Source organism: Hoeflea algicola (assembly GCF_026619415.1).
GTDB classification, from domain to species: Bacteria; Pseudomonadota; Alphaproteobacteria; order Rhizobiales; family Rhizobiaceae; genus Hoeflea; species Hoeflea algicola.
Genome location: NZ_JAOVZR010000001.1, coordinates 2,442,046 through 2,462,049, shown reverse-complemented (window position 1 = coordinate 2,462,049; position 20,004 = coordinate 2,442,046). Strand labels below are relative to the sequence as shown.

The 20,004-nt window shown below is 60.7% G+C and carries 16 protein-coding genes; 11 read left to right on the top strand and 5 right to left on the bottom strand.

The window, feature by feature from the left end; translation table 11 throughout:
* Nucleotides 1-7 precede the first annotated feature (7 nt).
* Nucleotides 8-1,504: a lysine--tRNA ligase gene (gene lysS, locus OEG84_RS12085; protein WP_267653997.1), complete on the bottom strand. Its 1,497-nt coding sequence runs from the start codon at nucleotides 1,502-1,504 to the stop codon at nucleotides 8-10.
* 3 nt (nucleotides 1,505-1,507) lie between these two features.
* Complete coding sequence (gene gltX / locus OEG84_RS12080; RefSeq protein ID WP_267653996.1) at nucleotides 1,508-2,983, bottom strand: glutamate--tRNA ligase; 1,476 nt, start codon at nucleotides 2,981-2,983, stop codon at nucleotides 1,508-1,510.
* A gap of 273 nt (nucleotides 2,984-3,256) precedes the next feature.
* Here gltX and OEG84_RS12075 point away from each other — a divergent pair, with 273 nt between their 5' ends.
* The 4 genes from OEG84_RS12075 (at nucleotide 3,257) to pcaD (ending at nucleotide 8,007) form a co-directional block, all read left to right on the top strand.
* The gene (locus OEG84_RS12075) at nucleotides 3,257-4,279 is read left to right on the top strand and encodes a LacI family DNA-binding transcriptional regulator (protein WP_267653995.1); all 1,023 of its coding nucleotides are present in this window, start codon (nucleotides 3,257-3,259) and stop codon (nucleotides 4,277-4,279) included.
* Nucleotides 4,280-4,327: 48 nt separating this feature from the next.
* Nucleotides 4,328-5,782 (top strand): xylulokinase, encoded by a 1,455-nt coding sequence (gene xylB, locus OEG84_RS12070; RefSeq protein WP_267653994.1) that lies wholly within the window; start codon nucleotides 4,328-4,330, stop codon nucleotides 5,780-5,782.
* Nucleotides 5,779-7,089: a xylose isomerase gene (gene xylA, locus OEG84_RS12065; RefSeq protein WP_267653993.1), complete on the top strand. Its 1,311-nt coding sequence runs from the start codon at nucleotides 5,779-5,781 to the stop codon at nucleotides 7,087-7,089. The genes xylB and xylA overlap by 4 nt, the downstream gene beginning before the upstream one ends.
* Nucleotides 7,090-7,215: 126 nt before the next feature.
* A complete protein-coding gene (gene pcaD / locus OEG84_RS12060; RefSeq protein WP_267653992.1) occupies nucleotides 7,216-8,007 on the top strand; it encodes a 3-oxoadipate enol-lactonase in 792 nt (263 codons plus the stop codon).
* A 32-nt stretch (nucleotides 8,008-8,039) separates the two neighbouring features.
* On the opposite strand, the gene OEG84_RS12055 is transcribed toward pcaD, so the two are convergent.
* From OEG84_RS12055 to trhO, 3 genes are read right to left on the bottom strand one after another with little or no spacing between them, the layout of a single operon-like run.
* A complete protein-coding gene (locus OEG84_RS12055; protein WP_267653991.1) occupies nucleotides 8,040-9,044 on the bottom strand; it encodes a 4-hydroxyproline epimerase in 1,005 nt (334 codons plus the stop codon).
* 24 nt (nucleotides 9,045-9,068) lie between these two features.
* On the bottom strand, nucleotides 9,069-10,319 hold the full coding sequence (locus OEG84_RS12050) for an NAD(P)/FAD-dependent oxidoreductase (RefSeq protein ID WP_267653990.1): 1,251 nt from the start codon (nucleotides 10,317-10,319) through the stop codon (nucleotides 9,069-9,071).
* The gene (trhO, locus tag OEG84_RS12045) at nucleotides 10,316-11,257 is read right to left on the bottom strand and encodes an oxygen-dependent tRNA uridine(34) hydroxylase TrhO (protein ID WP_267653989.1); all 942 of its coding nucleotides are present in this window, start codon (nucleotides 11,255-11,257) and stop codon (nucleotides 10,316-10,318) included. The genes OEG84_RS12050 and trhO overlap by 4 nt, the downstream gene beginning before the upstream one ends.
* 146 nt (nucleotides 11,258-11,403) lie before the next feature.
* Between trhO and OEG84_RS12040 the strand changes: the two genes are divergently transcribed.
* The 7 genes from OEG84_RS12040 (at nucleotide 11,404) to OEG84_RS12010 (ending at nucleotide 19,979) form a co-directional block, all read left to right on the top strand.
* Complete coding sequence (locus tag OEG84_RS12040) at nucleotides 11,404-12,042, top strand: 2-dehydro-3-deoxy-phosphogluconate aldolase (RefSeq protein WP_267653988.1); 639 nt, start codon at nucleotides 11,404-11,406, stop codon at nucleotides 12,040-12,042.
* A gap of 162 nt (nucleotides 12,043-12,204) precedes the next feature.
* Nucleotides 12,205-12,903, top strand: coding sequence for a tellurite resistance TerB family protein (locus OEG84_RS12035; protein ID WP_267653987.1), 699 nt, complete (start codon nucleotides 12,205-12,207; stop codon nucleotides 12,901-12,903).
* A 167-nt stretch (nucleotides 12,904-13,070) separates the two neighbouring features.
* Nucleotides 13,071-14,864, top strand: coding sequence for a sensor histidine kinase (locus OEG84_RS12030; RefSeq protein ID WP_267653986.1), 1,794 nt, complete (start codon nucleotides 13,071-13,073; stop codon nucleotides 14,862-14,864).
* A gap of 81 nt (nucleotides 14,865-14,945) precedes the next feature.
* On the top strand, nucleotides 14,946-16,313 hold the full coding sequence (locus OEG84_RS12025; protein ID WP_267653985.1) for a sigma-54-dependent transcriptional regulator: 1,368 nt from the start codon (nucleotides 14,946-14,948) through the stop codon (nucleotides 16,311-16,313).
* A 277-nt stretch (nucleotides 16,314-16,590) separates the two neighbouring features.
* Complete coding sequence (locus tag OEG84_RS12020) at nucleotides 16,591-17,595, top strand: DctP family TRAP transporter solute-binding subunit (protein WP_267653984.1); 1,005 nt, start codon at nucleotides 16,591-16,593, stop codon at nucleotides 17,593-17,595.
* Between the two features lie 108 nt (nucleotides 17,596-17,703).
* On the top strand, nucleotides 17,704-18,357 hold the full coding sequence (locus OEG84_RS12015) for a TRAP transporter small permease (protein WP_267653983.1): 654 nt from the start codon (nucleotides 17,704-17,706) through the stop codon (nucleotides 18,355-18,357).
* Between the two features lie 5 nt (nucleotides 18,358-18,362).
* A complete protein-coding gene (locus tag OEG84_RS12010) occupies nucleotides 18,363-19,979 on the top strand; it encodes a TRAP transporter large permease (RefSeq protein ID WP_267653982.1) in 1,617 nt (538 codons plus the stop codon).
* Nucleotides 19,980-20,004 lie beyond the last annotated feature (25 nt).

Genomic DNA, 20,004 nt, shown 5'->3' with positions numbered 1-20,004 from the left:
CTGTGCGCTACTCGGCGCGGTGCTTGCGGGCTGGAAACAGGATCACATCGCGAATTGACGGTGCATCTGTCAAAAGCATGATCAGACGGTCAACGCCGATGCCGAGGCCCCCGGCGGGCGGCATGCCCTGATCGATCGCATCAAGAAACTCGTCATCAAGCTGCTTTTCCAGTTCGCCGCGAGCATGCGCCTGTTCGAGCTGCTCGACCATGCGCTTGCGCTGTTCTTCCGGGTCGTTGAGTTCGGAGAAGGCGTTGCCCAGTTCCCAGGCGTTGCAATAGGTCTCGAAACGTTCAACCAGTCGCGGCTCGCCCGGCACTTCTTTGGCGAAAGGTGAAATGTCCTTGGGGAAATGCGTGACATGCGCCGGCGCGATCAGCGTCGCTTCGACCTTTTCCTCGAAAATGTAGGCCAGGCATTCGCCCCAGGTCCAGTCATTCTCGATCTCGAAGCCGGCGGCCTTTGAGGCGGCGCGGGCTTCCTCGTCGGTGGCGATCGATCGGAAATCGATGCCGGTCGCTTCCTTGACAGCATCCGGCATGGGGACGCGTTTGAAAGGCCCTTTGAAGGACATCTCGGTCTCACCGTACATGAACTCTGTGGTACCGTGGATCGACATGGCCAGGCTCTCGAACAGCCGTTCGACGAGACCCATGATGTCCTCGTAATCGGCATAGGCCCAGTAGCATTCGAGCATGGTGAATTCGGGGTTGTGCCGGGTGGACACCCCTTCATTGCGGAAATTGCGGTTTACCTCGAATACCTTGTCGGTCAGTCCCGAGACCAGTGCGCGCTTGAGATACAATTCCGGCGCGATGCGCAGATACATGTCGAGCTTGAGCGTGTTGTGGTGGGTCTTGAACGGCTCGGCAGTCGCTCCGCCATAGACCGAATGCAGCATCGGCGTCTCGATTTCCATGAAACCATCGTCTTCCATGAAGCGGCGGATGCCGGAGACGATCTTCGAGCGTTGCTGGAAGCGAAGCTTGGATTCCTCGTTGGTCATGATGTCGAGGTGGCGCTTGCGGTAGCGCAATTCGATATCGGAAAGCCCGTGCCATTTTTCCGGCATCGGCAGCAGCGCCTTGGTCAGCATGGTGATTTCATGGGCGTTGACGGTCAACTCTCCGCGCTTGGTGCGCCGCACTTCGCCGGTTACGCCAATGATGTCGCCGATGTCGATCAGCGGCAGCAGCGCGCGCGCTTCTTCCGGGGTGGTGTCCTTGTGGCTGAAGATCTGGACCTTTCCGGAGGCGTCATGGATGTCCATGAACATGCCGGAATTGCGCGATGAATAGACACGGCCGGCAACGGTGATGATGTCGCCGGTCAGCGTGTCGGGCTCGATGTCGGCATATTTATCCGCAAGCTCGGAGTTCGTGAGCGTGCGGTGAAAATGCGCCGGATACACTTCGGCAACGGTTTCGCGCAGGCGTGCGAGCTTCTGTGCGCGCACTTCGATTACATCGGAAGAGAGCCCGGTTTCGTTCGTCTTGTCGGTCATTGGTTATTGTCCGTTTTTTGCTTGTGCCGCGTCCACGCCCACCTTGACGGCGGTTTCGGCCTGTTTGAGCCGTTGACGCACGACCGAACGGCCCAGGATCGCCATGGAATCAAACAGGGGCAGCGACCGCGAGGAGCCGGATACGGCAATGAACATCGGCGCCAGCAGGTTGCGCAGCTTGATGTCGTTGCGCTCGGAAATGGCGCGCAGTTCGACCTCGATGCTCTCGGCGTTCCATTCGAAGATTTTTTCGAGATCAGGTTGCACGATCTGCAAGATCCGCAACACCTCTTCCAGCGGGACCTTCTTGATCCTGGAGAAATCGTCGGCAACCAGTCCCAGGTCGCCCTTGAGCAGGAACCCGGTCAGGTCCGGCAAGTCTGACAGTTTGGTGATGCGCGACTGTGCCAGTTTCATGCCTTCGCGGAAGCGGTCATTTTCCTGGGCCCAAGCCAGGACTCGGGAAACGAAATCTTCTTCCGAAACGCTCTCGCGAAGCCAGCGGCCGTTGAGCCAGTCAAGCTTCTGAAGGTCAAAAATGGCCCCGGCCTTGGACAGGTTTTCGGGATCAAAATTGGCGATGAGCTGATCCATGGTCAAAAGCTCTTCGCCCTCGCCGATCTGGATGAAGAACAGGCCGAGGAAGTTCATCAGCGCTTCGGGCAGGTAGCCCAGTGCGTCGTAATAGGAAATCGATGTCGGGTTCTTGCGCTTGGAGAGTTTGGACTTGTCGGCGTTGCGCATCAGCGACAGGTGCATGAACACCGGCGGCTCGAGGCCGAGATATTGATAAAGCAGGATATGCTTGGGTACAGAGGAGAGCCACTCCTCGCCGCGGGCCACATGGGTGATTTTCATCAGATGGTCATCGACCACATTGGCCATGTGGTAGGTCGGCATGCCATCGGCCTTGAGCAGCACCTGCATGTCGACGGCTTCCCAAGGGATTTCGACCTCGCCATAGACCCCGTCGACGAATTTGCAGGAACCCTCGGTCGGGATCTTCATCCGCACCACCGATGGCTCACCGGCAGCCATGCGCGCGGTGACTTCTTCTGCCTTGAGTGTCAGGCAACGGCCGTCATATTTTGGTGGCTTGCCGGCAGCGCGCTGTTCGGCGCGCATTTCGCCGAGCCGTTCGGGTGTGCAAAAGCAGCGGAAACCGTGACCGTTCTCGACGATTTTTTCGACATAGGGAAGGTAGGTGTCCTTGCGCTCGCTCTGCCGGTAAGGGCCATAGGGGCCGCCGACATCAGGGCCTTCCGACCAGGACAACCCGCACCATTTGAGGGCGTCGAGCACCTTCTGTTCAAATTCGGGGGTCGAGCGGGCCGCGTCGGTGTCTTCGATGCGCAGAATGAACTCGCCGCCGTGTTTCTTGGCGAACAGATAGTTGAACAGCGCGATGTAGGCAGTGCCGACATGCGGCTCGCCAGTCGGAGACGGTGCGATGCGCACCCGCGTTGCAGTGTTGGCCATTTTGACGCCCGCTTTCAGGTCCGATTTGAATGGTGCGCGCGGCGAGGTATGCCGGTTGCAATCACCGGCCGAACAAGCAGCAGCCAAGCATGGCGCGGCATAGACCGGCAGGCGCTGCGTTAGGCCATATTGAATCGGTGGCGTCAAGTATTGGCCGGGCCCGGGCGTCTCACCGGTTCATCACACGCCTGCGGTGGCGGAGCCAGATGGTGATCGAGAATTTCTGATTTACGTACCTCAAAAATTCGTCTAGGAGACCGGAAGGAGGATTTCATGCGGCCTACTGTGCACGACATTGCTGCTGCCGCCGGCGTCAGCCTGGCGACCGTCGACCGCGTGCTCAATGGCAGGCCAGGGGTGCGGCGACAGACCGTGGAAAAGGTCGAAGGGGCAGTACTCCGCCTCGGCTATGTCCGCGACGTAACGGCTGCCAATCTCGCCAGACGCAGAGTCTATCCGCTGATTTTCGTGGTGCCGGGTGGCCCCAACAGCTTCATGCGCAATCTCGAGACGGAAATCCGGGCAGCAGCCGAGCGGTCGTCGGCAGAGCGCACCGCGATCACAATCGAAACTGTTCCGGCTTTCGATCCGGGCGCACTGGCCCGTGTGCTCGAGGCCATTGATCCGGCTTCGGTTGCCGGCGTCGGACTGGTGGCCACCGACACGGCGGAGGTCAGGGAAGCGGTCGCGCGGTTGACCGATGCGGGGGTTCACGTGGCCACGCTGGTCTCGGACCTACCCGGGTCCAGCCGCACCCATTTTTGCGGCATCGACAATCTTGCCGCCGGGCGAACCGCTGCCGGGCTGATCGGCCGGTTCTGCCATCGCCGCCATGGCAAGGTGTTGATGGTGGCGGGATCAATGAAGCTGTCCGACCATATGGACCGGGCTGCAGGCTTTACAGAGCTGTTGCGGGCTGAGTTCCCAGACCTTGAAATCCTTGACCCGGTGGAAGCCAATGACGATGCGGAACGGGTCAAGCAGGTGGTTATGGACGCGCTTGAAGCCGATCCGGAAATTGTCGCGGTCTATAATCTCGGGGCCGGCAATCGCGGACTGATCAAGGCGCTGTCAGCGCATCGGCAACGCGCGCTTTCGGTGGTCGCCCATGAAGTGACGGCGCATTCACGCCAGGCGCTGGCCGACGGTTTGTTCGATGCGGTGATCAATCAGGATTGCGGCCACGAAGTGCGCAGCGCCATCAGGGTGCTCAAGGCGCGGGCCGACGGTCTCGATCCGCTGAGCGCGCAGGAGCGGATCCGCATCGACATCTTTCTCAAAGACAATTTGCCATGATCCCCGACCTGGCGAACTTCCGCCCAACACCTGAAAGGCCGCCTCATCATGTATCTCGGACTTGATCTCGGAACATCTTCCGTCAAGGCGCTTCTGATCGACGACGCCCAGCAGACTGTCGGTTCGGCCAGCGCTGATCTGACGGTAGAACGCCCGCATCCGGGCTGGTCGGAACAGGATCCGGACAGCTGGATCGCGGCTACCCGGTCAGCGATCGCCAAGCTCAGGCAGACGCATGCTTCAGAGCTTGCCGGGCTGCGCGGCATTGGCCTGTCGGGGCACATGCACGGCGCCACCACCATCGACAAGGCCGGCAAGTTGATCCGTCCGTGCATTCTGTGGAATGACACGCGCAGCCACAAGGAAGCGGCCGACCTCGACGCCGATCCAAAGTTCCGTCAACTGACTGGCAATATCGTCTTTCCCGGGTTCACCGCGCCAAAGCTCAAATGGATGGCCGTGCATGAGCCAGAGAATTTCGCGCGTGTCGACAAGGTGCTGTTGCCTAAGGATTATCTGAGGTTGTGGCTTGCCGGTGAAGCGATTTCGGAGATGTCGGATTCTGCCGGCACCTCCTGGCTCGATGTTGGCAAACGCGACTGGAATGATGATCTGCTGGCCGCCACCGGGCTTGTGCGTGGACAGATGCCGGCATTGGTGGAAGGCACCGAGCGGGCCGGCGCGCTGCGTGCCGAGCTAGCTGCGGAGTTGGGATTGCCTGCCGGCATTCCGATTGCCGGCGGCGCTGGCGACAATGCAGCCTCGGCCTGCGGCATGGGTACCGTGGCTGATGGTCAGGCGTTTGCGTCACTCGGCACGTCCGGTGTTCTATTTGCCGCCAATAACCGTTATCTGCCCAATCCTGACAGTGCGGTTCACGCCTTCTGCCACGCGCTGCCGGGCACATGGCACCAGATGGGGGTGATCCTTTCGGCCACCGACGCGCTGAACTGGCTGGCGGGCATCACCTCGGCTGATCCGGCGACGCTGACAGCGGAACTGGGCGAACAGCTCGTGGCGCCGGGATCGGTGCTGTTCCTGCCTTATCTGTCGGGTGAACGCACACCGCACAATGATTCCGCCATTCGCGGTGGTTTTGCCGGCCTCGGACACGAATCCGACCGCGTGGCGTTGACCCGTGCAGTGATCGAAGGGGTGTCGTTTGCCTTCCGCGACAGCCTCGCGGCACTGGCGCAGGCCGGTACGCAGCTTAGCCGGGTGACCGCTATCGGCGGCGGCTCGCGCTCGGTCTACTGGCTTGAAACACTGGCAACAGTATTGGGGATGCCGGTCGACATTCCCGAGGGCGGCGATTTTGGCGCCGCGTTTGGCGCGGCCCGGCTCGGCCTGATCGCGGCGGAGAACGCCGACCCCTTTGCCATCTGTACCCCGCCCGCCACCGCGCGGACGATCGACCCCAACCGCGAACTCGCGAGCGCCTTTGACGAGGCCTATTCGCACTATCGCGCCCTCTATCCAGCCCTCAAAGGAGCAACTTCATGACAACCGGTTTTTTTGGCGACATCACCTCGATCCCCTTCGAGGGGCCCGACAGTACCAACCCGCTTGCCTTCAGGCACTACAACCCCGATGAGATTGTCGCGGGGAAACGCATGGAAGACCATTTGCGCTTTGCTGTGGCGTACTGGCATTCCTTCACTTGGCCCGGCGGCGATCCGTTCGGCGGCCAGACTTTCGATCGGCCCTGGTTCGGCGATTCGATGGATCAGGCACGGCTTAAGGCCGACGTGGCGTTCGAGATGTTCAGCCTGCTCAATGCGCCGTATTTCTGCTTCCACGATCTCGACGTGCGGCCCGAGGGCGATACCTTCGCCGAAAGCCGGCGCAACCTTGAAACCATCGCCGATTATTTCGAAGGCAAGATGTCCGAGACCGGCGTCAAGCTGTTGTGGGGAACATCCAATCTGTTCTCGCACCGGCGCTTCATGTCGGGTGCGTCGACCAATCCGGACCCGGACGTGTTTGCCTATTCGGCAGCAACCGTGAAAGCCTGCATGGATGTGACCAAGCGGCTCAACGGTGAAAACTACGTGCTGTGGGGCGGACGCGAAGGCTACGAGACGCTGCTTAACACTGACATGGGCCGCGAACTCGACCAGATGGGCCGGTTCCTCAATCTGGTGGTCGAGTACAAGCACAAGATCGGCTTCACCGGCACCATCCTGATCGAGCCGAAGCCGCAGGAGCCGACCAAGCACCAGTACGACTACGACGTCGCCACGGTCTATGGCTTCCTAAAGCGCTATGGGCTGGAGAATGAAGTGCGGGTCAATATCGAGCAGGGCCATGCGATCCTTGCCGGCCATTCCTTCGAGCATGAACTGGCGACCGCCCGTGCTCTCGGCATTTTTGGCTCGATCGACATGAACCGCAATGACTACCAGTCGGGTTGGGACACTGACCAGTTTCCCAACAATGTGCCGGAAATGGCGCTGGCCTATTACGAAATCCTGCAGGCCGGCGGCTTCACCACCGGCGGCACCAATTTCGATGCGAAGCTGCGCCGCCAATCGATCGATCCGGAAGATCTGTTGGCCGCCCATATCGGCGGAATGGATTGTTGCGCCCGTGGATTGAAGGCGGCTGCGAGGATGATCGAGGAGAAGGCGTTGTCGTCGTTTGTCGCCGACCGCTATGCGGGCTGGGATCGTCCGGAAGCCAAGGCGATGCTTGACGGGTCGATGTCGCTTGACCAGATCGCGGCGCGGGTGGAAGCCGACAATCTTGATCCGCAGCCGAAATCCGGCAAACAGGAATGGCTCGAAAACGTCGTCAACCGCTACGTCTGAGCCTGTTGAATAAGCCCGCGGCAGCTCTGACCGGGAGCGGCCGCGGGCTTTGATTTGCGTCCCGCCGGGCTCTGGCGTAGATCAGGGGAAACCATTCCCGAGATCTTCCCCGAAGGATATTCCGCCATGCAGTTTGCCCGCTTGAACGGCGTTGTCATTCACCACCAGGTGATCGGTGCCGCGCCGGATCGGCCGATGATCGTGTTCGCCAATTCGCTGGGAACCGATTACCGCATCTGGCGCGACGTGATCGTGCGGATGGTCGGCGATTTCGGCATCCTGATGTACGACAAGCGCGGTCATGGTCTGTCGGAAACCGGTGGCGCGCCGATCACCATGGATCACCACATCGATGATCTTGAGGCACTGCTCGATCATTTCAACGCCCGCAACGTGATTGTCTGCGGGCTCTCGGTGGGTGGCATGATCGCGCAGGGGCTGGCGGCCAAGCGGCCAGACCTGGTGCGAGCGCTGATCCTGTGCGACACCGGCCACAAGATCGGCACGGCGGATATGTGGGATGCACGGATCTCGGCGATCACCGAGCAGGGAATTGCCAGTATTTCCGATGCGATCCTCGAACGCTGGTTCACCAAGGAATACCGCCGTGCCGATAATGCCGATTTCATCGGCTATCGGCTGATGCTCGAACGGACCCCGGTCGCCGGCTACGCCGGCACCTGTGCGGCGATTCGTGACAGCGATTTTACTGATTCAAGTGCCGCGCTCGACGTGCCGACCATCTGCGTGGTGGGAACCGAGGATGGCTCCACTCCGCCATCGCTGGTGGGCGAATTGGCGCGCTTGATCCCCGGCGCGATGTATCAGGAAATTCCCGGCGCCGCGCACCTGCCATGCATTGAAGCCCCGGTGGTACTGGCCGACGTCATCAAGGCGTTTGTCGGCAAACTCGACTGAACCGCCCTCGACGGGTTCTTCGTTGGTTGGGCTCAGCGGACCACGAAACCATGGGCGAAGGGATCTTCCTCGTCGTCGATGGTGATGGTGTTGAGACCTGTCTCGACCGCCCAGCCGGCAATCGACGGAATGATCGCGGGCTTGCCACCGACTTCTGCGGCAGCTTCCACGCAGCCGTGAAACAGCGATCCGATGATGCTTTCATGGACGAATGCATCGCCCGGTTTCAGTCGTCCGTTGGCGGCCCACTGCGCCATCCGTGCCGAGGTTCCGGTGCCGCAAGGCGAGCGGTCGATGGCCTTGTCGCCATAAAACACGGCGTTGCGGGCGTGGGCTTCCGGTCTGGTTGGCGCCCCGGTCCAGAGGATGTGGCTGAGGCCGTTGATCTCGGGTTTTTCCGGATGGATGAACGAATTTTCCGCGTTAAGCCGATCCCGCAGCGCAGGGCTCATCCGCACCAGATCGGCGGCGGTGAAATTTGCCATGTCGGGGAAATTCTTCTGGGCATCGACGATGGCGTAGAAATTGCCGCCATAGGCCACGTCAACGGTGATCTCGCCAAGGCCGTCGCAATGGGTCTTGATGCCGGTTGAGTGCAGGAAGGCCGGTACATTGGTGAGCCGCACCTCGGTGACCTTGCGGCCTTTCTGGGTGTAGCGGGCGACGATGCGCCCGGCCGGAGTGTCGATCGCCAACACCCCGGGTTCACGCGGGGACACCAGGCCGTTCTCGATTGCCATGGTCACCGTGCCGATGGTGCCGTGACCGCACATCGGCAGGCAGCCCGAGGTCTCGATGAACAGGAATGCGATGTCGCAATCATCGCGCGTCGGCGGGTAGAGAATTGTGCCAGACATCATGTCGTGGCCACGCGGCTCGAACATCAGCCCGGTGCGGATCCAGTCATACTCTGCCAGGAAATGCGCCCGCTTTTCGAGCATATTAGCGCCATTAAGCTGAGGTCCGCCACCGGTGACGACGCGCACAGGATTACCGCAGGTATGACCGTCAATGCAGAAAAAACGATTTCGCGCCATGGCAGGGACTCCGAAGCAGGGCAGTTAGAAACGGTCGGGCCGACAGGCGGCAATGTCAATACTTGGCTGTTTGCCGGCAACCAGATCGGCCAGCAACCGGCCCATGGCGGCGGACTGGGTGAGACCGAGATGGCCATTACCAAATCCGAGCAGCACGGAGCGATCCTCCGGCAGCGCGCCGATCACCGGCAGACTGTCGGGGAGCGAGGGCCGAAACCCCATCCATTCAGTGCCGCCAGATGTTTCCAGGCCGGGCAGAAACGACTTTGCCTTGCCCAGCATCGTCTTTGCCCGCTCATAATTGGGGGGCAGATCGAGACCGCCGAGTTCGACCGCACCGCCGACCCGCAAGCCGGTTTCCAGCGGAGTAATAACGAAGCCATGATTGCCAAAGATAAGTTGACGCTTGAGATCGAAGGTCCCGGGCGGCAGCGTGGTATTGTAGCCGCGCTCGGTGTCGAGCGGAATTCGCAAGCGGGTGACCGGATTGATCAGCCGCGTTGACCACGCGCCGGCGCAGATGATGATGGTCTTGGCACGGCGGTTGGTTCCGTCGGCCATCCTGAGCGACGGGCCTGAACTATCGCGTTCCAGTCCGCTTGCTTCGGCCTTGATGAATACCGCACCGAGCCGTTCGGCATGGGCCCAGAGGGCCTGGGCGAAATGTTGCGGCTCGGACACCGTCTTCCAGCCCGGAACGAAGGTGCCGGCAACGAACCGTGGCGACAGCCCCGGCTGCAGCTCGGCCAGCCGTGCGCCGCGAACGTGCTCGAAGGCGATGCCGGCCTGCTCGCGTCGCCGCCAGCCTGAAAGCGTGGCCTTGAATTCAGTTTCGCTCTCATGCAGCTCAAGCGATCCGTCGTGGCGAACCATGTGGGCGATGCCGGCGCGCTCGACCAGCGCCATCATTTCGGTTTCAGCCAGGCGCATCAATGCGGTCTGGGCTGCAATCGAGGCCTCCAGCCGCGAGGGCTGGCTGGCCTTCCAGAACTGCCACAACCAGGGAGCCAGCCGGGGCAGGTAGGAGGGGCGGATCGACAGCGGACCGAGCGGATCGAGCAGCCATTTCGGCGCTTTCATCATGATCTTCGGCGAGGCCAGCGGCATGATGTCGGAGAAAGCAAAGGCGGCTGCGTTGCCCTTGCTGGTTTGCTCGGCGATCCCCGAACGGTCGATGACGGTTACCGTATGGCCGGCTTCAGTCAGCAGGGCAGCGGTGGCGATGCCGACGATGCCTGCGCCGACGATGATAATATCGCTTGTGGCCGCGTTCATGCGTTTTCGGAGTCAGGTTGGGCCGCCTTGCGGGCGGCCAGCATCTGCTGATGGCGCATGCGGAAACGTCTGCGGTCTTCCTCGCTGCGGCTGTTGTAACAATGCGGGCAGGAGACGCCTTCTTCGTACAGCTCGGAGGCCTGCTCTTCCGGGGTTACCGGATTGCGGCAGGCGCGGCAGAGGATCTCGTCGCTTTCGCGCAGGCCATGGGTGACGGCGACGCGCTCGTCAAAGACGAAGCAGGAGCCCTCCCAGAGGCTTTCGTCTTCGTCGACTTCTTCGAGATATTTGAGGATGCCGCCCTTGAGATGGTAGACCTTGTCATAGCCCTTGGCGCGCATGAAGGCGGTTGCCTTCTCGCAGCGGATGCCGCCAGTGCAGAACATCGCCACAGGCTTGTCACGGGGAATTGAGGCGGTTGTTTCGACCCAGTCGGGAAACTCGCGAAATGTCCCGGTCTCCGGGTTGATCGCGCCTTTGAATGTGCCGATTCCCACTTCATAGTCGTTGCGGGTGTCGATCACGATTGTATCGGGATCGGAAATCAAGGCGTTCCAGTCCTTCGGATCGACATAGGCGCCAACACCTTCAAGCGGATCGATATCGGGAACGCCCATGGTGACGATCTCCTTTTTCAACCGCACCTTCATGCGTCTGAACGGCATCTTGTGCGCGCCGCTTTCCTTGTGCTCAAGTTGCTCGAGCCCCGGGATGGTGCGCAGATACGCAAGCACGGTGTCGATCGCCTGGCGGGAGCCGGCGATGGTGCCGTTAACGCCCTCGCGCGCCAGCAGCAGGGTGCCGCGGACGCCCAGGCTGCAGCACAGCTCGGCGAGCGGCTTTTGCAGCGCTCCATTATCGGCCAGCCGGGCAAAATGATACAGCGCCGCGACGACCACGGGCTGGTTGGATGAAGGGGGTGTTGCAAGCGTGTTCATGATTGCCGGAATAGCGCGTCCGCCCTGTTCAGGCAATCGGTGTGTGCGTCGCCGGCGTTTCATCTGGCGCCGCTGAAACATGGACAAGCAACGGGTGAAAGGTTATTGCCATGCGCTCAGATTATTGACGTGAAAGGACCTGCGCCATGGGTGACAAGACCCAAGCTCTTATTTCAATCCTGAAAATGCAGCCAGTGGTGCCGGTGCTGGTCATCGACGACATCGCTACGGCGGTGCCGCTGGCGCGGGCGCTGGTAGCCGGCGGGCTCAAGGCCATCGAAATTACCATGCGGACGCCGGTGGCGCTCGCTGCGATCCGTGCGGTTGCCGATGAAGTCGAAGGTGCGGTGCCCGGTGCCGGAACCGTGCTTAACTCAAAGCAATTTCATCAGGCGGTAGAAGCGGGCTCGCAATTCATCGTCTCGCCCGGCACCACCATCGAGCTTCTCGATGTGGCGCGCAAATCGCCGGTGCCGATGTTGCCGGGTGCGGCAACTGCAAGCGAGGTGATGTCGCTCAGGGAAGAGGGCTATCAGGTGCTCAAGTTCTTCCCGGCCGAGCAGGCCGGCGGTGCCGCCTATCTCAAGTCATTGTCATCGCCGCTCGCGGGCATGCAGTTCTGTCCCACCGGCGGGATCACGCCGGCCAATGCGCGCGATTACCTTTCTCTACCCAATGTGATCTGCGTCGGCGGATCGTGGGTGGCACCCAAGGCGCTGGTCGAAGCCGGCGATTGGGATGGGATCACCCGGCTGGCTGCTGAAGCCTGTCTACTGGCTGGCTGAAGCTCCGGAGCATTCAGGCCTGATTGACCGGTGTGCGCGGCTGAACGAGTGCTGCGCTTCGGCACGGTTTGCCGCCCGGTGTTTGAAAGCGGCGTTCGGCGTTCCTATCTGGTGAAGTGCGGGATCGGCCCGCGCCACTTCCTAAGCAAAGGACCCGTGACCATGTTCGATCCCAAAGCCCTGCTTGAGCAATTTCTCGGCTCGAATGTGCCCGGCACCCAAGGTACCGTGCGCGACAAGGCCGGTCAGGTGACCGAACTCGCCAAAAACAACCCGCTTGCCACCGGCGCCATTGTTGCGGTTTTGCTGGGCACCGGAACCGGCCGAGCTCTGGGTGGATCAGCGCTGAAGCTGGGTGGCATGGCGGCCATTGCGGGTCTCGGCTATCAGGCCTGGAAAAACTATCAGGCAGGTCAGAGCCCCGCTACCCCCGCGCAACCCGGCGAGCCGGAATTGCTGGCACCGCCTGAGGACTCCGGATTTACCGCCGAACCGGCATCGATCAATGGTGATTTCGCGCTGGCGCTGGTGCAGGTGATGATCGCCGCCGCGCGGGCTGACGGACATGTCGATGACGCCGAGCGCGCGCGCATTCATGACAAGCTGGCGCTCTCGGGGCTTGGCGATGACGCCGTGGCGTTTCTGGACAAGCAACTGAGCGAACCGGTGGACATGGACGCCCTTGTCAGCTCGGCCTCCACCGAGGCGCAGAAGGTGGAGATGTTTACCGCGGCGCGCCTTGCGATTGATCCTGATACCCGGGCCGAACGCGGATTTCTGGATCTATTGGCCGGTCGCCTGGGACTGGCCGATCCGCTGGTTGACCACATTGATGCCACGGTGACTGCGGCCAAGGCCTGACGCGCCGCGCGTTCATGTGATGGCGAAGATCGCTGTAACGCCTTGAGCTGGTGTATATCGTGCGCGAATGAACACATTTGGGCGCGATATACATTGGGCTCCGATGCCGCAGGCCCGCCGCTGCGAACGATCTTCCTTGACCATGCCGGATGTTCTAATGTCCGGCGATGCGATCACGCCCCGCCATTGAAAAACGTTTCCGCCTGACCCGCACCGGGCTGTTCATCGCCTGGGCGGTGATCTCTGCGGTCGTTGTGTTCGGGGCGGTCCGTTCGGCCGGGCAGCGGGCGCTTGCCGAGGTTATGCAGAAAGCCGGCGAAACACTGGCAGTGCAGACCGAAACGCTGTCGGGGGTGCTCGACAAGTACCGTTTGTTGCCACCGCTGTTGTCCCGTCAATCATCGATCCGCGCGCTGTTTATCCGCGATGCGCAGGGTAATGCCCAGGCGCTGGACGCGCGTCGCACGGTCGAGGAGATCGCCGGGATGTCGGCGGCGCTGGATGTGGCCTTTCTGTTTCCCGATGGCGAGGTGCTGGCCCATGCGCGCGGCTCATTCGTCAGAGCCGGCGAAGGACTGCCGCAGTTGATAGAGGTCGCCCGGCAGGGACGGCTTGGCCGCGCCGCGCTGTCGCTGGGCGGTAATCAGCGGACCTATGCCTTTTCCTCCGGTGTGCGGCGGGACGGAAAGCTGATCGGTGTTGTCGTTGTGTATGTCGATTTCTATCGGGTTGAGGCAGCCTGGGCGCTATCGGCGCAGCGGATTTTCGTCACCGACAGGAACGGAACGGTGTTTCTGGCCAACGACCCGGCCTGGCGGCTCAAGCCGATGTCGAGCCTGCGCAAGGCCGGACAACCCGGCTCCTATCTGATCAATGGCGCTTTTGAGGAACGGCTGGATCTGACGCGGCGATTGCCAGTGCTGGATTGGGATTTGCATGTGCTGGCCAATCCGACGCCGGTGGCGACGGCCCGGCTCAGTGCGGCTTCGATCGCCACGCTGGCCTGTTCGTTGCTGGGCATGATCATGCTGGTGGCGCTGCGGCGCGGCGAGGCGGCGATCCTCCGTGCCCGATCGGATCGGGCAACCGCACTTCGGCTTGAACGGGTGGTGCGGGACAGAACACGAGCCTTGTCGGTGACCAACCGATCGTTAAGCCGTGAAGTGGATGTGCGCCGGGAGGCCGAGGATCGCTTGCGCAAGACCCAGGCGGAACTGGTTCAGACCGCCAAGCTTGCGGCGTTGGGGCAGATGTCGGCTGCGCTTAGCCATGAATTCAACCAGCCGCTGGCGGCAATCCGGACTTATGCCGACAATGCGACGCGGTTTCTTGAACGCGGTGCTGCATCGGAGGTGGCTGGCAACCTGTCGCGGATCAATTCGCTGGTTGACCGGATGGCAGAACTGTCGCGGACGCTGCTGTCGTTTTCGCGCAAGCCAGGGGCTACCATCGGGCCGGTGCCGTTTGGCACCATACTGGAGGAAGCGCTGTTGCTGGCGCGGCCACGGGCACGTGCGGCGGGTGTGGCGATCGAGGTTGGCGACACGGTTGGCGGCCTGCTGGTCCAGGGCGGTCGCATCAGGCTTGGACAAGTGTTTGTCAATCTGGTCAACAACGCCATCGATGCACTGGCAAAAACCCGTGACGGGGTGGTGAAAATTGCCGCGCGGCAGGTCGATGACCGTGTTGTTGTCATGGTATCGGACAACGGACCGGGAATTGCGCCGGAGGCGTTGGGCAAGGTGTTTGACCCGTTCTTCACGACCAAGGGAGTGGGCGAGGGAATTGGCGTCGGCCTTTCCATTGTCGACAACATCATTCGTGATTTCGACGGAACGATTGCAGTCAGCAACCGGCCGGAGGGCGGGGCCTGTTTCACTATCAGCCTGCGGGGGGCGACCGGAGTGGAGCAACCGGTTGAATTTTCTCCCGGGACCACGGATCGGGACGTGGTTGCGTAGGTGGGAGCGGCGGAGGTAGTCGCACAACAAGATGGCAGCGTTGCAGTGCGACCAGCCAGGTCGAAGGGGAGGAGCCGGTTTTTGCAAACCAGAACAGAGCTGAGAGACGAGGATCGTATTATCCATCTGGTGGATGATGATGCCGACCTGCGTCATGCGCTGAAACAATCGCTCGAACTGGAAGGCCTGAATGTGGTTTGCCACGACCGGGCCGAAGCGATTGCTGACTTGCCGCTGCGGAGCCTGCATGGGGTGATTGTCTCGGATATCCGGATGCCGGGCATGGACGGGCTGGCGCTGATGCGGCAGGTGCTGTCGATCGATCCGACCATGCCGGTGGTGCTGATTACTGGTCATGGCGATGTGCAGATGGCGGTCGAGGCGATGCGCGCCGGCGCCTATGACTTCATCGAGAAGCCGTTTGCGGCAAGCCGACTTCTGTCGGTGATTGAACGCGGTCTTGAAAAGCGCAGGCTGGTTCTCGAAAACCGGATCCTGCGCAACGCGCTCGATGGCGGCGATGACCTTTCGTCGCGACTGGTCGGGCGCAATCCGGCGATCCAGCGGCTGCGCGCGCAAATAGCGGCCGTCGCCGATACCGACGCGGATGTGCTGGTAACCGGTGAGACCGGCGCTGGCAAGGAGGTGGTGGCCCGCGCGCTGCATGATTTCGGGCCACGGCGGAAAGCCAATTTCGTTGCCATCAATTGTGCGGCGCTGCCGGCGGAAATCTTTGAATCGGAGTTGTTCGGCCATGAGGCCGGAGCCTTCACGGGCGCGCAGAAGCTACGCATCGGCAAGATGGAACATGCCAATGGCGGCACGATCTTTCTCGACGAAATAGAATCCATGCCGCTCGATCTGCAGGCCAAGTTGCTGCGCGCCATCGAGGGGCGCTATATCGAACGGCTCGGTTCGAACCGGCAGGTGCCGCTCGATGTGCGCTTCGTGGCGGCAACCAAGACCGATCTGAGTAACAATCCGGCTTTCCGCACGGATCTCTATTACAGGCTCAATGTCATTACGCTCGACATCCCGTCATTGCGGGTGCGCAAGGATGACATACCGCTGTTGTTCTTCCACATGGCGCGCGAGGCGCGGGCGCGCTATCGCCGCGAAATTCCCGATATCACGCCGCAGATCGAGGCCGGGCTGATGGCCCATGACTGGCCGGGCAATGTGCGCGAACTGCGCAATGTCGCCGACCGGTTTGTGCTGGGCATGTGGACCGGCTTCGGAACGCTGGCGGAAGCGGCAATGGAATCAGTGTCGGGCAATCTGCCGGAGCGGGTAGAGGCTTTCGAGCGGGCCGTCATCAAGGCCGAGATTGCCCGCAATGGCGGTGCCCTGAAGCCCACCTACGAGAGCTTGGGAATTTCGCGCAAGGGATTGTACGAAAAGATGCGTCGTCTTAGTATTTCCACGGACGAAGGTGCTGGTGGGTCGTGATATGCCCATTCAGACGGGTGTGATGGGTCGTTTTGTGCCCATTGCGTGGTGAACGCCGGTAGCAAATCGTCGGCTGCCACCGTAAAACGACGCGATAGCGGCGAATTCGTCTCTGTGCCGCCAACTGGCACGATGGTTGCTTGCAATGTTTTCGAATGCGATGGGCGGGAGGTCATCGCCGGAAAGCGTGCGCCCTGCTGGGCGTAAGCATACCGGGCTGTCTTCCTTCTCCGCTTCAAGTCACTGTTTCGGGCAAGTGCCCAGTGGAGGATATCTTATGAAAAAACTGCTTCTTGGCGCCGTTTCCGCGGCAGCCCTCGTGCTTTCGGCAAATGCAGCTTCGGCAAATTGCGATGATGGCGAAATGGTCATCAAGTTCAGCCACGTGGTGGCCGCGACAGGCCACCCCAAGGGTGACGCCGCCACGCTGCTTGCAAAGCGCGTCAACGAGGAAATGAACGGCACGGCTTGCATGGAAGTGTTTGCCAACTCGACCCTGTTTGACGACGACAAGGTTCTCGAAGCGCTGCTGCTGGGCGATGTCCAGCTTGCCGCACCGTCGCTTTCGAAATTCGAAGCCTACACCCTCAAGTATCGCCTGTTCGATTTGCCGTTCCTGTTTTCGAGCCTCAAGGCCGTTGACAACTTCGTCCAGTCGGATTCAGGCAAGGGTCTGCTGACCGTGATGGAAGATGTGGGCTACACCGGGCTTGGCTACTGGTCGTCAGGTCTCAAGCAGTTCTCGGCCAACAAGCCGTTGCTTGTTCCGTCCGATGCCGATGGTCTCAAGTTCCGGGTCCAGACCTCTGACGTTGCCGTGGCAATGATCGAAGCCATGGGCGGTTCGGCCCAGAAGCTTGCGTTCAAGGAAGTCTATGGTGCGCTTCAGACTGGCGTTGTCGATGGACAGGAGAACTCCTGGTCCAACATCTACACCCAGAAGTTCTTCGAAGTGCAGGACGGCGTGACCGAGACCAACCATCAGCTGCTGGCCTATTTGCTGGTGACATCGACTGAATGGCTCAACAGCCTTGACCCCGATGTCCGTGACCAGTTCGTCAAGATCGCCGATGAAGTGACGATCGAAGCCAACGCCGCGGTCGCTGCAACGGAAGCTGCAAACCGGCAGAACATCCTTGATGCCGGCGGTACGATCCGCGAACTCAATGCTGAGCAGCGCAAGGCCTGGGTCGATGCGATGAAGCCGGTCTGGACCAAGTTCGAAGGCGATATCGGCGCCGATCTGATCGAGGCCGCAGTGGCGTCGAACGACGCCAGCTAAGCCAGTCCTGGTCGAAATGCGGATCCGGGGACACCCGGATCCGTTTGCTTGTATATTGGCGGTGGGCCGTCTGGGGGGCGCATGAATACTTATTTGCCTTATCTAATCATGGGCGCAGTGATCTTGGTGTTCTATGTTGCGGAGCGCCGCAATCCAGACTTGGTCACGCGCTTTGAGGAGAATGTGCTCGCCGTTATTCTGGCGCTGATCACGATCGTCTCCTTTGTTCAGGTCATCGCGCGGTACGGCTTCAACAGCGGCTGGACCGGTGCGCTCGAGTTTACCCGGATCCTGTTTGCCTGGATGATCCTGTTCGGCATGAGCTACGGTCTCAAGCAGGGCATGCATCTCGGTGTAGACGCCCTTCTGCGACTTTTTCCCAAACGGGTGTTTCGCTTCTTTGCCATTTTCGGCGCGGTTTGCGCCTTTCTCTATGCCGCAATCCTGATTGAATCGGCGTGGCTCGGAATCTTTGGCGCGAATACCCGCGGCGGGGCGATGGTTTATTGGTCGAAGATGTATCAGATCGGCATCGGACTTGACGATCTGCGCTATCCCGAATGGATGCAGGACAGTCTCGGCGTGAAAGAGCGCGTACAGCGCTGGATTGCCTATCTCATTCTACCCATCGGACTGGGCTTGTTCGGCTTCCGTGCACTGCAGGCCATTGGGGCTATCTGGCGCGGCGATCGCGAACTGATCATTGCCGGACATGAGGCGGAAGACCTCGTTGCCGAAAACCGCAACGTTTTGAAGGACTGACCGCCATGGAAACCGCAATTCTGTTTGTGCTCGTTCTCGGGCTTCTGTTCGTCGGTGTGCCGGTGGCCGTGTCGCTGGGGCTGTCTTCGATCATTCTGATCGCGTTCTTCTCCAATGATTCAATGTCGTCGGTGGCGATCCAGCTGTTCACTGCCTCGCAAAACTACACCTTGCTCGCCATCCCGTTCTTCGTTCTGGCCTCGGCTTTCATGTCGACCGGCGGCGTTGCCAAGCGCATCATTCGCTTTGCGATTGCGACCGTTGGCCATTTCCGCGGCGGGCTTGCCATGGCGAGCGTGCTTGCCTGCATGTTGTTTGCGGCGTTATCGGGATCATCGCCGGCGACAGTTGTTGCCATTGGCACCATTGCCATCGCCGGTATGCGGCAGGTCGGATATTCCAAGGAATTTGCGGCGGGCATCATTGCCAATGCGGGTACACTGGGAATCCTTATTCCGCCCTCGATCGTCATGGTGGTCTATGCAGCGGCTACGGATGTGTCAGTGGGCCGGATGTTTCTGGCAGGCGTGGTTCCAGGCATCGTTGCCGGCCTGATGCTGATGGTGGCGATTTATATTGTTGCGCGGATCAAGGGACTTCCGTCAGAACCCTGGCGCGGAATTGGCGAGATCGTTTCGGGTGGCAAGGAAGCCGGTTGGGGCTTGTTTCTGATCGTCATCATTATCGGTGGCATCTATGGCGGGGTCTTCACACCGACAGAAGCGGCTGCGGTCGCCGCAGTCTATTCCTTCTTTATCGCGATCTTCATTTATCGCGACATGGGGCCGATGGCAGGCATCACATGGGTCAATGAGACTGATTCACGCGCTGCCCGTGCGGGATTTTCCGGTGTCGTCTATGCGGTGGCCTTCTATTTTGTCTGGATGATCCTGTCGTTTTTCGCCACCAATGATTCTGACACGGTCACCTTCACCGGCCGCTCCAATCTCGGTCTGGCGATCTCGTTTGTCATTCTGGTGGCTTACACCACCTGGCGCGGTGACAAGGGGATTGCCGGGGTGCCATCAGCACTGGCCGCAGGCTTGCCGATCTGGGGCCGAAACCTCAAGCTGATGGGGCGCAATTTCGGCAAGGCCTTCTTCAACGAGGATATCCGCAAGGTAATGGTCGACGCGTCGAAGACCACCATCATGCTGATGTTTATTATCGTCAACGCGCTGCTGTTTGCCCATGTGCTGACTTCGGAACGGATTCCCGATGCGATCACCCAGTTGATGCTTGGCTATGGCTTCACCTGGTTCACCTTCCTGATCGCAGTCAATATCCTGCTGTTGATCGGTGGCCAATTCATGGAGCCATCCGGTCTGCTCCTGATCGTGGCGCCGGTGGTGTTTCCGATCGCCATGGAGCTTGGCGTCGACCCGGTGCATCTGGGTATTATCATGGTAGTTAACATGGAGATCGGCATGATCACGCCGCCGATTGGGCTCAACCTGTTCGTCACGTCCGGGATTACCGGGATGAGCCTGGTGCAGGTGGTACGCGCGGCGATGCCGTTTGTCGCCGTGTTGTTCCTGTTCCTGATCATCGTCACCTATGTGCCGGTGCTCTCGACATGGCTGCCCTACAGCCTGATGGGGCCGGAGCTCGTGACCAGATAGGTAATTGGGCGCCTGAAGCCAAGAA